The organism is Methylobacterium ajmalii, from assembly GCF_016613415.1.
Lineage (GTDB): Bacteria > Pseudomonadota > Alphaproteobacteria > Rhizobiales > Beijerinckiaceae > Methylobacterium > Methylobacterium ajmalii.
Genome location: NZ_JACWCT010000037.1, coordinates 60,779 through 76,337 on the forward strand (window position 1 = coordinate 60,779; position 15,559 = coordinate 76,337).

Below are 15,559 nucleotides of genomic sequence, written 5' to 3' on the forward strand. Positions count from 1 at the left end.
AGTGGTCCGGCTGTCGCCGTTCTGGGAATTCGAGCTGGCGCTGACGCGCCATTACCTCGGCGCCGATGGTCCGGAAGGCTCGGCTCCGCTGGAGTTCGTCGATGCCTCACGCCGCCGCATAGCCCTCGCGATGGGGCGCGGCGAGGCGGATGCGGACGCGACGTTCGAGCAATTCCTCCGCGTGTTCTCGCGAAGCGGCCTAGTCGACGCCTTCAGCCACGGATATGCCCTGTCGCCGCCCGGAGGCCTCAAGGTCATGGGCTGGTTCAACTATCTCGTCCTGTCCTGCCACGTGGCCTCCGTCTCGCCGGATGTGTCGGAATCCGGCCTCTTCAACGAGCGCTTGAGGGAAGTCCTTCGGCTCGATCGAGGCATTTCGTCCTTGAGCGGCCTCGCCGATCTCTGGCGCAAGGCACGGGACTGGTGCGAAGCCAGAAACGCCGCCGGGGACGACGTCCGTCGGATCGTCCTTCCCGATCCCTATCCGATGACCCGGATAGGGCACTCCATCCGCATCGTCTTTCCGTCGCGCCACGATCTCGGGCGAATGGAACGTCTGTTCGGTGACCTCGCTGCTGGGCCGCCGCCCAGGTCGGATGTTCTCGCGGCTCGGGTCAGGCGGGAGATCCCTTCCCACTCGTGGTCCCAAGGGTTCCTCAGGGCCTTCTCCGATTTCGACGCCCGGCAAGCCAGGCGGGAAAGGCTTCTTGCCGACCATCCCTTCTGGCTGGCGATGACCGCCTTGCGCCGTGACGTGGACGAAGAGCGACGCGAGACGTCGTTCGTCCTGGAAGCGTCCACGGATTTCGATGGCCTGGACACGTTTTCGATCACGACTGACGACGAACGGCTGTCGTCCGCTCTGGGCATTCCCCGAGCGGACGGAGATGCGACCGAGCCGTACACTATCGCCGCCTCCGTCGGTCAGATCGTAGCTCTCCTCTCAAGCGGGGATCGCGCACTGCCGAGGGAACTCGTCTCCTCTCTTACCGAAGGCGTCGTTCCGTTCGGTGAGGGCGATTGGGGCGTGTGGCGTGCGGCCCGTGACCCGGAATGCGCCACCGTCCGCCTCTTGGCCCGGGACGACGTGTGCAGGCTTTCCCCGGATACGTCCGGGCAGCGGAGCGGGTGGACGCTGCTCCGTCCTGTACCGTGGGAAGAAGCCCGGCGGATCCTCGCCAAGGTTCGCGGAACGCGCCTTACGGACACTTCAGACCTGGTCAAGGTGAGAGTGACCGGCGGCATCAGGATGGAAGGCTCGTACCTGGGCCGCCCCGGTTTCCTGCCGGTCGTGCGCGCGGTGGAAGGTTGCGATGCCGAGGCTGTCCCCGTCGGGGGCGTCGAGGGCACCTTGTCGGTCGATTTCGACGGGCCGGACATCCGACTGCACGCGGACGGCGCTGTTTCGGGCGTGTGGCGCATTTCCGTGGGCGAAGCCGGCTCGCGGCGAGCCTCTCCGGCGATCGTTTTCGAGCGCGACGCCCTGGAGACGACCGTCGAGCTTCCCGACCGCCTGGCTCCCGGATGGCGCGCCGACGAGCCGGCGATGCCGGAGGCGTCACCCATCGCCGTCGAGCCGCTCGACCTGCCGTACGTCGATGTCGAAGACACGGGCCCTCTCTACGACCTGCTCGAAGCGATCTACGCCGGAGGCGGACGCGGTTGGCCGGAACACCGGCTCGTCCCGTTGATCTCGGCGCGCATTCCCGACGAGCACGCGGGTTGGGACGTCCTGAGAATGCTCGCCGAGGTCGGTTGGCTGACGCCGCGGGTGTCCCGCGACTGGCGCGCTCGCAGATGGTTTCTGGCGCCGCCGAGACTGCTGCGTTTCGCGGACGGCAGGCTCGCGTTGGATGGAGCCGCGCCGGCACGGACGAGGCGCAAGTTTCGAGACTTGGCCATCGGGTCGGGTGGCAGAGTCGAGGTCCGTTGCCTGCACCGGCCTTGGTCGGTGTCCACCCTCGTCGCCGCTGGCGGAGCCTTCGACGCGCTTCCCCGAGAGCTGGGATTGGAGATCGTCCCGGCCGAAGCGTACGTCCCGCCCCCGGACGTGGCGGCGACCTTTCCGGTCTCCGTCTACACGGACAGCAGACGGCTCGTCGCGTCGACTTGGAGCTGGGCCAAGGGAAGGTTCGTGAGCTTCGGCGGTGACGCGTGCGACGGCGTGAGGATCGAGCATCTCGCCACGCACAAGCCGAACGCACCGGACATCTTCAGAGTGATCCGACACGAAGAGGTGCAGGGCCTGTTCGATGGACGGTCCGCCGCTATCGTGCTGGCCCATCGGCTGGCCGGGCGGCCGATGTTCCGGTTCGACGGATCTTCGGGAACCCTCGAACGAAACACGTCTGAAGGTTGCCTTCCGCCCCAGCTTTCTGCCTATCTGAGGTTGAGATCGCTCTGCGGTCCGGCAATAATCTTCGGTGCCGACGGCAGTCGGGTCTACCGAACTCCCTGCTCCCCGTCGGACGCCCGTCGGCTTCGTACGATCCTCGGCCCCGCGATCGACGCGGGTGAAGGCGTCGAAGCGTCGAAACCCGATCTCCTGAGGGCTCTGGCGATGGGAAGGGCGAGAGGTCCGGCAGGCAGACACTTCGCCTGGCGGGACTGGAGGGGCGGGACGTGCTGAAAAGGGAAGCCGACCTCGACGGGAACGACATCTACCTGGGCGAGACGATGTTCGAAGACCGGCGGATCGCCCGCCTGATGCCACGGGCGCTCGCTCGACCGGATGGTTGGGTTCCTGTGGATCCCGCGTGGTTTCCGACCGAGGGGTGCGTTTTCAGCATCGATCCACGCGTCGTCAACCGGCCCGCAGGCTACGTTGTCCTGTTCACGGTCGGGCCGACGAGCGCCCACGGAGGGCGTGACCGATTCGTCACGACCAGGGTCGATGAACCGATCGAAGTGATCCGATCGCTCGCGACCGTCGATCCCGCGACGCTTCGACGGAACGTGATGACCGAGGGTCTCGATCGAGGCCTCCAGACCGAACCTCGCGTCGTGATCGCCATCCAGGGTCGGAAGCTGGCCTGCCCGACGTTGCGCCTCGACGAAGCTCGGAGGCGGTGGACCCTGTCCCACCTGGAAAGCGCTGAGCGGATTGAGCTCCATCCGGACGATCTCGGACCGGAGGACACGTTCGCGATCGATGGGCGACATTACCTTCTGCCAGGCGATCTGCCATCCAAGGTCATCGCTCACGCCAATTGGCAGACGGATGTCGAGTTCCTGCAATACATACTGAAAGTTCTCAAAAAAATTCCTGATTTTCGATCCGACTCCGAAGATTACAAACTCAACGACAAGCTCACGCACAAGTTGTGGCTTCTCTATCGCGACACGGACATGATCGGCGACAAATCCGGTCATTTCGACGCCGCGCGAGGCCGCCTCGGAGAGTTCCTCTCCACGCTCACCAGCAGCTCGGAAGCGGCCGTTCGCATTGCCGACCAGATCTTCGCCGATCCGGCCGTCCAGGGCCGACTGGCCGCGTTGTCGGACGGCGAGAGGGAGGCGCTGAGGCGCGACGAGCTGGAGAGGATCCGACCTGCGATAGTGGCCGAAGTTGACCGGGAACTCGCCGACCGACGCGCCGAGGTGGAAGCCCTGTCCGGGCGTGTCCTTGAGCTTGAAGATGGCTTGTCGAAGAAGTCGGCCGAGCTCGCAGGGATTGAGGAGCTGTTCGGCTCAGCGATGGATCGCGTCCGCGGTAACGTCGGATCGATCCTCGGCGAAGTTCGGGAGACCGGCGAGGCCGTCACGCGCCTGATGGATCTCGCTGGCCTCGGGCGCCCCGAGGTCGTGCGGGACGCGCGTTCGGTCTCGACCTCTCCCTGGCTCGCGCCGCAAGCCGCGGCCGCTTCCAGGGTCGAACTGACGGAGCTGCCTAGGATCGGCGCGTCCCAGGTTCGAAAGCGCGGCCTCGACGAGGCGAAGTTCCGATGCCTGGACGTGTTGTGTCGCGCAGGCGAGATCCCCGTTGTCTACGGCGACTCCGCCGAGAGGCTCCTCGAAAGCTACGCGAGTGTCATCTCGGGTGGGCGGCTTCTGCGATCTCCACTTGATCCGACGATGTTGGGTCCGGAAGACCTTTGGCGCCACCCAGGGCTCGGTTCGCCGACACCGTTGGCGGTCGCATGGGGCGAGGCGTCGGAGGATCCGATTGCGGTCAGGCTGGTGTGTCTGGACGACATCGAGAGAGCGGCGCTTGCGGACTGGTTCCCCCGCTTCCGAACGCTGTTCCGTGCCCATCGCCCTCCCAACCTCCTCGTCGTGGCGACGTCGTCGGTACCCGTGACGCGTCCGGAAGCGGAGGTGCTTGATCTCGACACGGTCGTGCGCGCCGATGGCGGTGACGCGGCTTTCGCGGCCTCGATCATGAAGGCGGGATCTCGGTCGGACGCCATGACGATGCTGACGCCGCCACTCGTGACGTCGACCGTTACGGCCGAGGATCGCTCGTCGTTGCTCGTCCAGCTCTCCGAGCTCGAAGGTGCGGGCGGCGATCTGGGGGCCCGCCTCGCCGCCATCTATGCCGCCGCGCGTACATGGCTCGACCACGATGGCGCTGCCGCCTTCACGCTGGGCCTTGTTTCCGGCCGGACCGGAACGAAGACCAAAGGCGCCGTGACCACCGTCGCCTTCGACACGAAATCCGACAGGAAAATCTCGTCATGATCGATCCGATCGGCGGCTTCGAGCGTCTTCGCGACTTCTTCCTGACCTACCTCGACACGGCCTTCAGGATCCGCCAGACGGACTTGGCCGAAGCGCGTCGACGGCTCCTCCTCGAACCGGGGAACCTCGCGACCGACCCCTTGCTGGAACCCGTACCTCGCTACGAGACCACCGAATATCGGCTCGAAGCTCTGCTGGACGATTGGTCCGGGAACCCGATCGGTGGCATGGATCCCGAGGCGAGAGAGGCGTTCGTGGAAATCGTCCTGTCGGGGCTCTTCCCAGGCAAGGACGTGGAAGGCGGTCGTATCGCCCGAGAGAGCATCTACAAGCCCTACAAGCATCAGATGGAGATGCTCGCCCGAGGGTTGAAGGCCGGGCATCCCGCGATCGTGACCTCGGGGACCGGCTCCGGGAAGACCGAGTCCTTCATGCTGCCGGTCCTCGCCGCCCTGATCCAGGAGGCGAAGCGTTGGCCACGGCCCGCGGCCGGCTACCTCCGCGGCCGCTGGTGGCGCGAACGCGAGACCGATTTCGTCCGGAAGAGGATCGGTGAGAACCGAGCGCGCAAGCCGGCGGTGAGGGCCCTGATCCTCTATCCGATGAACGCCCTGGTCGAAGATCAGATGACGAGATTGCGCCGGACACTCGACTCACCGGAGGCGAGACTGGCGATGGACCGCCACTTGCAGGGCAATCGGATCTTCTTCGGCCGGTATACCGGCGCGACCCCGGTGACCCAGTTCCTGGACCACCCGCGGCGTGGGGGCACGCCGCAGGAGGAACGTCGCCGGGAGAACAAGATCGCCGAACTCGCCGGGAACATGAAGGAGTTCGAACGGGACCATCGCTTGGCATGCGATCACGACGCCGAGACCCATGGCAAGCCGGAAGCCACCCGTTACCTCTTTCCTGCGACCGACGGTGGGGAGATGTTGTCCCGCTGGGACATGCAATTCGACCCGCCCGACATCCTCGTCACGAACGCGTCCATGCTCGGGACGATGCTCGCCCGCGAGGTGGAAGCGCCGATCTTCGCGCGAACCAGGGAGTGGTTGGCGACCGACCCCGACGCCTATTTCTACCTCGTCCTCGACGAGCTGCACCTGATCCGCGGGTCTGCCGGCACGGAAACGGCCGGCCTCATTAGAGCGCTACTGAGCAGACTGGGACTGGACGAGCCGGTCGTCCGCCACAAACTGAGGATACTCGCGTCGAGCGCGTCTCTGCCGACGACCGGGGACGAGGGTGACCGCAGCCTGAAGTATCTCGACGGGTTCTTCGGTCCGTTCGGCACCTCGACGACCGAAGGCGACGACGGTTTTCGGGATCGGTCGCAATGGGCGGAATGCGTGGTTCCGGGCACCCCGATCTTCCCGCCCCGCCCCGCCTACGCGAGCCTCCAGGTCGATCCTTTCGTGCGTCTGGTCGACGTCCTGGTGCCCGATGGTTCGTTGCTCAAAACCGTACCTGACACACCCGCGGTGCGCGAAGCCGTCGAAGCCTGCCATCGGGCACTGATCGAGGCGCGGACTTCCGAGAGGCAATTTGGCGAGGCTCTGGCGGAAGCTGTCGAGGGCGCGGCCGCGGCGTTGGTCTGGGCCTGCAGGTCCGAAGGCGAACGCGGGCCGGCGACGCCGCGGGCGACGACCGTAGGCACGATCGCCGATCGTCTCTACGGAGGCGATACGGAGGTCGCCCGGAAGGGCGTGAGGGGGCTGGCGCTCCTGCGCGGTATCGGAGACGTCACGAAGGGGGTTTTCGGGGTCGCCCCGAGCGACGAGACGCCCAGCTTCAGGATCCACCAGTTCGTCCGCAGCATCGAAGGTTTGTTCGCCACCCCGGAGGCGGTCGACCACGAGAATATCGTACGCTACGACGGCGTCACGGTCGACCGCGGGCTGACCTACACTTCGACGGCGAGCGGCCACCGTCGCAAGTTCGAACTGATCTACTGCGAAGCCTGCGGCGAGACGTTCCTCGGGGGGATGCGTGGCGTCCAGGCCAACGGATCGTCCGAGATTGAGCTGCTGCCGTCGGCTCCGGATCTGGGCGCCTTACCCGAGGCGGGTGGGATCGGTCACTACGAGGACCTCAGCTTCCACCAGTTCGCGATGTTCTGGCCCAAGACGCGAGCGCCGGAGGACGCGGGCGAGAACGAGAGTTGGCCCGCCGCCACCCTCGATACCAAGACCGGCGTCGTCTCCAAGGGGACGATCGGGGCCGGCGATCCGTCCATGGTACCCGGAAGGATCTTCCATTGCACCAAGCCTGAGAGGTCCCACAAGCGAAAGCTAGACTCCGTTGGGACCGCAGGTCCGGACTGCTGCCCTGCGTGCGGCGTCAGCTACGCCCCACGGCAGAAGCCGAGGTTCTCGCCCATCCGGAGCTTCCGAACCGGTTTCAACAAGACCTCCCAGCTCCTGGCCACCGAGATGTTCGAGGTGCTCCACGCGAGCGGCTCCCTGCCGAAGGCAGTGGCCTTCTCGGACAGCCGACAGGACGCCGCCAAGGCGGCCATGGTCATCGAAGGCGCCCACTACCAGGACCTCCGGCGCCTGATGATCATTGAGATCGCGAGCCGGGTATCCGACGCCGAGGGTAACGCGGCCGCCATCGCTCAACTGAAGAAGGATAAGGACCGGTACGAGGAGGAGGACGACTGGGACCAGGCGAGCATCGTCGCCAAGAAGATCGCGGACCTGAAGAAGGCGGGCGGGCAGGACAGGGTTCCGCTCAAGGTCGTGGTCGAACAGTCCATCGCCAAGGCAGGCGTTTCCACGAGCCCGATGCTGCAGGATATGCTGAAGCTCGGCATCCACCCCACGGACGACGTCGGAGTGAAGCGCTACGGGCGCTTCGAGTGGCCCGAGTTGTTCGAGCGGGATGGCGACCGCTTCATCTGGAAGACCGACGGCATCTATGCGGCCGACATCGAGAGCATTCGCAGCGAGGTCATCGAGAGCCAGAACCCGCACATCGACGAGGTGCTCTTTTCGCGGTCGTACTTCGCGCTCGAAGAAACCGGTCTCGGCTACCCGACGCTCTTCAGCGACAAGGTTCCGGCGGATGCGGATCGTTGGGACGCCTGGCTGCGCGTTTTCGGTGACGCCTATCGCGTTTCCTCCAATCGTTACCTGACGGAGGAGAGCAAACCCTGGGAACGGGTGCCGAAACGCAACCGTGTCATGGCCATGGCGCAAGCGGTGGATCCTCGGGATCCAGACACGGTCGCCAACAACGTGCTCGCCGGATTGCGGGAGCTCCAACATTTCGACGGCATCATCGACGCGTCCAGGCTTGCCGTGAAGATGGCCAAGGCGACGGATCCGTTCTGGCGCTGTGGAAAGTGCTCGCGCATCCATCTCCATCGTGGCCTAGCGCTCTGCACGCGATGCCGTGAGCCGTTGCCTGAGGGTGCGACCGACAAGGTGGAGACGCTCTGGAAGGGCAACTTCCTCGCACAACGCGTCGTTCGCTCAAGGACGGAAAACGTGCCTGCGTTCCGGCTTCGTTGCGAGGAACTGACCGGTCAAACCGGCAGCCCTGCGGACCGTCTGCGTCGCTTCAAGGGCATCTTCGTCGCGGAGGACGCCAATTCAGATCCCGAGCTCCGCAAGGCCGCCTCCGAGATCGACCTGCTCTCCGTCACGACGACCATGGAGGTCGGAATCGACATCGGTGCGCTTCAGGCGGTCTACCAGGGCAACATGCCCCCGCAGCGCTTCAACTATCAGCAGCGCGTGGGTCGCGCCGGCCGAAGAGGCCAAGCGTATTCGACGGTCGTCACGTTGTGCAGGAGCCGAAGCCACGATCTACACTACTTTCGAGTTCCGCAAGCGATCACGGGAGACCTTCCTCCTCCCCCGTTCCTAGCCGTCGAGCACATCGACATTCCGCTGCGCTTGGTGAGGAAGGTCTGGCTCGGAGCCGCTTTCGCTCTTCTGCGCGACCGCTGGGGAGAGGGATACCCGGGAGACGGCGGCAAGCCCGATCCACATGGCGAATTCGTTCCCACCCAGGTCTTCTTCGTGGAAGGGTCACCTTGGCCCGACCAACTGAGGGGCGCTCTCGACGAGACCGTCGCCGTCCGGGATCGGTTCGCCGCGACGCTCGGCGAGGGCATTCCGAACCGGGCGGAGGAACTCGTGGCGTTCTGCGACACCTCCTCGCTCCTCGACGAGATCATGCGCGAACGCGGGTCCGGACTGCATTTCGTCGGTGGCCTGGGCGAGTTCCTCGCGGAGAAGGGGCTGTTCCCGATGTACGGGATGCCCACTCGCGTACGGAACCTCTACCTCGGCTTGAGACGGGACGGGCGCAGCAAGGTGGCGTGGGACGCGATCGATCGCGACCTCGACGTGGCCATCTTCGAGTTCGCACCGGGGCAGACGCTGGTTCGCGACAAGCGCATACACAAGGCCGCCGGATTCACCTCCGGACTAATGGCCCCCAAAATCCACGGTACGTTCGTTCCTCCGCTGGAGCCCGACGCACAATGGTACGACGCGTCGTATCACGTGTCGGATTGCCCTCAGTGCCGCGGTAGGAGCCTCCACGACGAACGTCCGGCCGAAGCGTTCGAGTGCGTCGACTGTGGGTTCGAGGTCCCACCGGAAAACTCCAACAAGTACCATGTGCCGTCCGGCTTCCGGACCTCCTTCCAAACCGAGGACCCCAAAGAGGACCACCAGACGGCACCGATTCGGAGGGTCGTCGCGGCCGAGATCCGAGAGGTGGAAGTCGTGGACGTGGACGGGACCAACCTGTCGATCCACGCTGGATCCGGAGCCTCGATCCTCAGGCTCAACGACGGACCGCTCAGCGAGAACGAAGAGGTGCCGGACGGCTTCGCGGTCGAGTTCGCCCACCAGAAGTCCGTGTTCATGCCGTGGGGCGTCAAGGCGAAGAACCCTCGGCTTGAGAACCAGTGGGTCGTCCCCGACGTCTGTCGAGGCAAGCCATGGTGGGAAGTCCAGGAAAACGCGGGCGAGAACGGTATCCGTCTGATCTCGCGCAAGCCGACGGAGGCGCTCTATCTGAGGTTGCGCGACGTGCCCCGGGGCCTCCGGCTCGCCAACCTGGACAGGGGTCCGCAGAACGCGGCCGTCCGCGCGGCCGCGATCAGCGCGACTCAGATGATCCTGATGAGAGCGTCCCTCGAACTGGACGTCGATCCCGACGAGTTCGAGGCGTTGGAGCCGCGGCTGCCCGGCGGCATGCCGATGCTGCAGATCGCCGATAACCTGATCAACGGTGCCGGCTTCTGCAGACGCCTCGCCGAGGAGGAGAGGGACGGCACGCCTACGATCGTGAGGCTGGTCCGATCCATGCTGGACCGCCACGACGATCCCATCGTGTCCGCTTTTCGGAAGGGCACGCACCGGGACGAGTGCGCTCAGGCCTGCTACCAGTGTCTCCGTCGCTATGGGAACCGGCAGTACCACGGATTGCTGGACTGGCGGTTGGGACTGGGCTTCCTCAGGGCGCTCGTCGACGCCGACTATCGATCCGGCCTGGACGGGGATTGGGGTTCCGATCTGGAGCTGTTGGATTGGCCCCGAATGGCGCGGGACGTCCGTGGCGAGCTCTGCCGCCTGAACGAGACCCGGAGGACGCCCGTGCAGCTGGGAAGCATGAAGCTTCCTGGGATCCGGGAGCGCACGGATGCGGGGGACAGGTTCTATCTGATCGTCCACCCTTTCTGGCGCGTCGATCCGAGCGTGAGACGCGGCGAACCGTTCGCGAGTGTCGCACGGGATGCCGACGGCAGCCCGGTGTTCTATGTCGACACCTTTGATGCCGGGCGCCGTCCGGTGTCGGCTTTGGAAACCGCGCGTTCACGTGATGCCGATTGAGGCATGACCCGAGAGAGGGGGGCGAATGGATCGCGTCGACGCGGAGAAGCGATCCGCCATCATGCGAAGCGTCCGGCAGAGCGACACCACGCCGGAATTGGCTTTACGTTCGGCCCTCCACGCACGAGGATTGAGATATCGGCTACACGCGAAGGAGTTGAGGGGCCGTCCGGACATCGTCTCTCGAAAGTATCGTACCTGCATATTCGTCCATGGCTGCTTCTGGCATCGGCATGGCTGCACCAAAACCACGACGCCGAAATCGAACGTTCCGTTCTGGACCGAAAAATTCGAAGCCAACGTGAAACGCGATCGGCGTGCGGTGGTGGAACTCCTGGACGCTGGATGGCGCGTGTTGACGATCTGGGAGTGCGGACTGTCGGGGAAAGACAAGACGGCGGCTTGCGCGGATCACGTGGTCGATTGGCTCCGGGGCCAGGAACGCGAAGGAGAGTATCCACCCGCCCCAATACCCCGCTCGCGGGAAGAGGTGATGGAGGAGCGTGCGCCGGAGGGAACGGTGACCTGAGCGGTAAATTCCGGCTCCCGGGCCTTTGAGCTCACCAACCGGATTTCATCCTCGGACGGTGATGGAACGATCCGATCCTTTTCGGTTCGCACCCTGGCCGACGGCTGTCACTCTCGGCGCGTCGTTTTCGGGGGTATCGGCGGCTGGACCTGATTGGGTCGGCCGTTGTGACGTGCCCATCTTTGCAGCCGGCATCAGCATCCGCGAGCGGGAAGCCAGCCGATCCACTCCGATGCGCCCCTGTTCGCCGAGGTTTCCCACAGCGCCATAAACTTCCTCAAGCTTCCATTGGACAACCCTACGATCGCCTGGCAGCGTGATCCCACGGGCTGGGCAAGGCCCTCCGGTTCTCTGTGTTGCTGTCGTTGACGGACTGCCGCTGCGCCTCGGCTCGACCGCGGGCGTGGCGCGGTGGCCTTTTGTCGATGGCCGTGACGCGCCCCTCCCCAAATCGGAGCTTCGATGCCTTCGCCGTCCCCCCTCGGTTCCCAACTCGAACACGCGTTCTCGCTGGATCCGAACTACAAGGTCCATGACGTCGGCCATGCCGACTACCTGCTGCGGTATCGGACCGCTTCCGGGCTCGCCTTCGCCGTCGGCCGCACCACGAAGACCGCCGCGAAGGTCTGGATCCCTGCGGACGAGCGCTGGAGGGCGGCGCTCGTCGCCGATGGGTTCGACTGCGTGGAACGTGACTGCGCGAGCGACGGCAAGGGACGCATCATCACCGTGCAGGCCATGCCGGAGTTCAGGGGCAAGCGGGCCTATTCGGTCAGCGTGAAGACCGTCGATGAAGCGCTCGCGGTCGCGGCTAGGCTGCGCTGAAGAGGCGTGATGTCGGACTTTCTCGCACGCTTCGCTCCCGTCATCACCGCGGCTTCCGAGGCGGAGATCCGTGAGGATCCGACCCTTTCGGGACGCCTCGTCCTCGGGACTGTCGGCGACCTGACGGTCTCCTACGCGCCGTTCGAGCACGTCGTGCCGACGGCGAGGATTGTGATCGTCGGCATCACGCCGGGCGCCGAGCAGGCGCGGAACGCCCTGCTGGAGGTCAGGCGAGCGCTCGTCGCCGGCGCTTCCCACCCGGATGCCTTGGCGCGAGCGAAGGTCTTCGCGAGCTTCTCCGGACCAATGCGCAACGCCTTGGTCGCGATGCTGGATCACGTCGGCGTCCATAGAGGTTTGGGGGTCGCCGGCGCGGGCTCTCTCTGGACGACGCATGCGCATCTCGTGCACTTCACGTCGGCGTTGCGCTTCCCGGTTTTTCGGGCTGGCGAGAACTACAGGGGTAACCCCTCGTTGTTGCGGGTGCCGTTGCTCCGGGCACAGCTGGATGAGGGCCTTGCCGAGGAGGCCAGGATCCTGCCGCATGCGATGTGGGTCCCGTGCGGGCCCAAGGCGGCCGAGGCGGTCAACGAGATGGTGCGGCGCCGGCATCTCTCGGCCGGGCAGGTACTCGACGGAATGCCGCATCCATCGGGGGCCAACGCAGAGCGCATCGCGTACTTCCTCGGGCGGTCCTTGAGGGAAGGGCTTTCGGTGAAGACGGACCCCGTCAGGATCGACGCGGCGCGCGAGGCCATGATGGTGAAGCTGGCCAGGTTCGGTGAATTGGCCGCGGGCGCGACGGCCTGAGTTCCCGACCGGCATCAGCACGCGACCGCGCCGATGCCGGTCGCTTGATCGCCCGATTTCGCGTCGACCGGCTAATGCCGCCGCAAGCCGAGCCGAGAGAAGCGGTGCTTGAGGATCGCGGAAACCTGGGCCTTGGCGTCGAGCTCGCGCCAGAGGCGCTTCTCGATCTCGACATGGAGCGGAAAGCCCGTGAGAGCCGGCTTCCTGGTAAGACGGCGAAAACCAGCGGCCTCGATGTAGACCGGCGTGATGCTGCCCCCCGTGACCGCGCTCAGGATGAGGCGCCCTCCCTGCATACGTGCATAGACGACGGGTATCCCCGCGAGCCGGCTCGGCTCGACACGGGCCTCGACGTAGTCCCCGGTCGCGTAGTTGCGAAGGATGCTTCGGTCGTCTCGCTCGCGCGGATCGCGGACGATCCGGTACGGCGTCCACCCCTCAAGCAACCAGTCAGCCCGATGCTTGGGCTGGGCGACCTGCGGAACGGCAACCACGATACGGTGCACCATGGCTTGGTTCGAGGTTCGGTCGGTGCAGGGATGCTTCGGCCAAGGCGGGCCCAGCTCATCGAAGAACACCCGGCTGCCATGGGCGTTCTGGTAAAAGAAGACCGACGCTCCGCAGACCGGGCACCGGGCGTTCGGGATCGTCAGGCTGTGGAAGTCGCCGAACCGGATCCGACGCTCGATGGACGTCGTGGGAGTCGGCGGAACGATCTCGACCCTCGGCGGGGACAATGAGCGGATCCCCCCGCCCCCGTAGGGCACGTTCCCGTGCCATGTGCCTCCCCATCCGCACGTACAATCGAATGAGTGGTTGTGCCCGTTGCAAGGCATGAACGCCTCCCTACAACTCAAGCTTAACTTTTCGCGAGTGCCCGTAAAGGGCGCGGGTACGTTGAAGTTTCGATCGCGGTCCGATCGCTGGGGAGATGCTGGGGCTTTCCTGGGCGGGCGTCGAAGGCATCCCGGCATTCCCGGGGCATTCAGCCTCCCAGGTGCACGATCCGGTCGGGTTCGAAGCCGCTGATCTCCTCGACATGCCCTCGCGGATTGCAGACGATCCGGGTCGCCCCGACGCGGTAATCGGCGGCCCTGTGGAGATGCCCGTGCACGCATAGGGCCGGCCCACGCGCGTGGATGAGGTCGCGCAGGTCCGAGGCGTAGCACCAGCGCAGGTCGGCCCTGAGATCGGGCAGGCTGTCCGGGTGGGGCGCGTGGCGGGTGACGACTACGGTCGGGCCGTCGTGCGGCGTGGCGAGGGTGGCATCCAGGAAGGCGCGGGTCCGTCGGTGCAGGGCGAGGACCTCCCCCGGCTCGATGCGATCGCGCGAGCGCGGGCCGGTGCGGATCCGGCGGTAGTCGATCATGCCGTCGCGCCCCTGGGCCGACCGCATGCCGTGCGTCAGCGTGGTCGAGCCGAGGCGGAAGTCGGTCCAGAGCGTGCCGCCGGCGAAGCGGGTCCCGCCGATCGTGACGACGTCGTCCATCAGGAGGTGGATGCCATGGTGGGCGGCTCTCTCTCGGCCGCGGGCCGTCTGGTCGGCGAGCGTGTAGCGCTCCTCGCCGCGGTCCCACCAGAAGTCGTGGTTGCCGGCGGTGTAGACGACGGGCACGCCGGGCAGGCGTTCGGCCAGCCAGTCGAGGGCGCGTGCAAGCGGCATGTGGACGTCACCGGCGACGACCGTCAGGTCGAAGCCGCCCAGCGGCGAGTGCGCGGCCGGGTCCCAGTCAGGGGCTTCTCCTAGCGGTTCCGGCCGTTCTCCCAGGCAAGACCGGGAGGCCGAAGGGTTCTTTGAGGTGCCGCTCGCAGTCCCGCCGACGGCCGATAGTCATTATGCCGGCCGACCCCGAGGAAAGTGTGAGCTTCATGTCCTACCCGTCCTGTGATCCTCGGACGGGATGTTGCCACGATTTGCCGATTCGCACTGGACTCTGACAAAAAATCGCGCTGCTGCCCCGATTCGTAGGGGGCGACTCTCTGCAATCCGGCCAGGGAAAAGTTCACCACAGCGGTGGAGAGCGCTTGCCGGGGCGCCGGATCGCCGGCACCTTGGGCGTCCACTCGAACGGGATACCCCCGCGAATGCCTGCCCTCTGCAAACGGAAATCGACCGCCGCCGCCTGAGCCCTGCTCGGCGCCCTGCTGCGTCCCCGTTTCAGAGAGCCCCCCGATGACGAACACTGCCTATCGCGAGGCGTCGGCGATCCGTGCGCTGATCCTCAACCCCGAGCCGATCTCGGGCCCCCGCGAACCGAGCTCGCCCTTGCCTTTGCGGGAGCGCCAGTTCGGCGGCGAGTTCCTCCTGTGGGACGCCCGCGCGGACATGTGCGCGGCGCTGGAGCCGATCGCCCGGCGGGAAGATCTACCGAGCGAGACGCGGTTCGCCCTGAAGTCGGCTATCACGAAGCCGACCGCTGCCACTGCGACACGGGCGGAGAGAGCCCTGCTCGCGGCCTGCGAGCGCAAGGGCGCGCCCGAGAACCTCTCCGCCCCCCTCTACGACGCGGCGATGATCCTGCCCTACCACGCTGCCGCCTTCGGCAGCGCGGAGGCGGCCGCCCGCATCAGCGCGCGCTCCCTTGATGCCGCATGGCTGCACCTGCGCGGGGGCGATCTCGGCCGGGGATGGCTCGCGCTGCGGGCGGCGCTGTTGTGGGCCAGCGATGCGCAAGAGGATCTCCGAGACGTCAAGTATACGCCAAGGCAGAACTTCGACAGGTTGACCGCATTCGACTTGCAGGCGCTTGTCCGTCGTCAGATGATTTGAGACAGGCTGCGGGCCTCAGGAACGGAGGCACTGGTCCACCTGGGTTGAGAAGTTAGGCAGCCTGCGCGTGGTGGCGCAAGCGGCGGT

At 65.9% G+C, this 15,559-nt stretch carries 9 protein-coding genes; 7 read left to right on the forward strand and 2 right to left on the reverse strand.

Features of this window, described 5'->3' with window-relative positions; all coding sequences use genetic code 11:
- The first annotated feature begins 1 nt into the window (after position 1).
- From HPY23_RS07235 to HPY23_RS07260, 6 genes are all read left to right on the forward strand, one after another.
- Positions 2 to 2,629 (forward strand): hypothetical protein, encoded by a 2,628-nt coding sequence (locus HPY23_RS07235; protein ID WP_200602114.1) that lies wholly within the window; start codon positions 2 to 4, stop codon positions 2,627 to 2,629.
- Complete coding sequence (locus tag HPY23_RS07240; protein ID WP_200602113.1) at positions 2,623 to 4,680, forward strand: hypothetical protein; 2,058 nt, start codon at positions 2,623 to 2,625, stop codon at positions 4,678 to 4,680. Before HPY23_RS07235 ends, HPY23_RS07240 begins: the two co-directional genes overlap by 7 nt.
- A complete protein-coding gene (locus tag HPY23_RS07245; RefSeq protein ID WP_200602112.1) occupies positions 4,677 to 10,538 on the forward strand; it encodes a DEAD/DEAH box helicase in 5,862 nt (1,953 codons plus the stop codon). Before HPY23_RS07240 ends, HPY23_RS07245 begins: the two co-directional genes overlap by 4 nt.
- A gap of 25 nt (positions 10,539 to 10,563) precedes the next feature.
- Positions 10,564 to 11,067 (forward strand): very short patch repair endonuclease, encoded by a 504-nt coding sequence (locus HPY23_RS07250; protein ID WP_200602111.1) that lies wholly within the window; start codon positions 10,564 to 10,566, stop codon positions 11,065 to 11,067.
- Positions 11,068 to 11,529: 462 nt separating this feature from the next.
- Positions 11,530 to 11,892, forward strand: coding sequence for a hypothetical protein (locus HPY23_RS07255; RefSeq protein ID WP_200602110.1), 363 nt, complete (start codon positions 11,530 to 11,532; stop codon positions 11,890 to 11,892).
- Positions 11,893 to 11,901: 9 nt separating this feature from the next.
- Positions 11,902 to 12,702 carry a hypothetical protein gene (locus HPY23_RS07260; protein WP_200602109.1) on the forward strand — a complete coding sequence of 267 codons (801 nt, stop codon included), beginning with the start codon at positions 11,902 to 11,904 and terminating at the stop codon, positions 12,700 to 12,702.
- 71 nt (positions 12,703 to 12,773) lie between these two features.
- Here the strand turns inward: HPY23_RS07260 and HPY23_RS07265 are convergent, their stop codons facing one another.
- Complete coding sequence (locus HPY23_RS07265; RefSeq protein WP_200602108.1) at positions 12,774 to 13,439, reverse strand: hypothetical protein; 666 nt, start codon at positions 13,437 to 13,439, stop codon at positions 12,774 to 12,776.
- Positions 13,440 to 13,687: 248 nt separating this feature from the next.
- On the reverse strand, positions 13,688 to 14,407 hold the full coding sequence (locus HPY23_RS07270) for a metallophosphoesterase (RefSeq protein ID WP_413231146.1): 720 nt from the start codon (positions 14,405 to 14,407) through the stop codon (positions 13,688 to 13,690).
- A 468-nt stretch (positions 14,408 to 14,875) separates the two neighbouring features.
- Here HPY23_RS07270 and HPY23_RS07275 point away from each other — a divergent pair, with 468 nt between their 5' ends.
- Positions 14,876 to 15,472 (forward strand): hypothetical protein, encoded by a 597-nt coding sequence (locus HPY23_RS07275; protein ID WP_200602106.1) that lies wholly within the window; start codon positions 14,876 to 14,878, stop codon positions 15,470 to 15,472.
- The last annotated feature ends 87 nt before the right edge of the window (positions 15,473 to 15,559 follow it).

What these genes read in the sequence shown, in the direction of transcription:
- HPY23_RS07245 (WP_200602112.1), top strand. Translation starts at nt 4,677, where the DNA reads ATGATCGATCCGATCGGCGGCTTCGAGCGTCTTCGCGACTTCTTCCTG.
- HPY23_RS07250 (WP_200602111.1), top strand. Translation starts at nt 10,564, where the DNA reads ATGGATCGCGTCGACGCGGAGAAGCGATCCGCCATCATGCGAAGCGTC.
- HPY23_RS07255 (WP_200602110.1), top strand. Translation starts at nt 11,530, where the DNA reads ATGCCTTCGCCGTCCCCCCTCGGTTCCCAACTCGAACACGCGTTCTCG.
- HPY23_RS07260 (WP_200602109.1), top strand. Translation starts at nt 11,902, where the DNA reads ATGTCGGACTTTCTCGCACGCTTCGCTCCCGTCATCACCGCGGCTTCC.
- HPY23_RS07275 (WP_200602106.1), top strand. Translation starts at nt 14,876, where the DNA reads ATGACGAACACTGCCTATCGCGAGGCGTCGGCGATCCGTGCGCTGATC.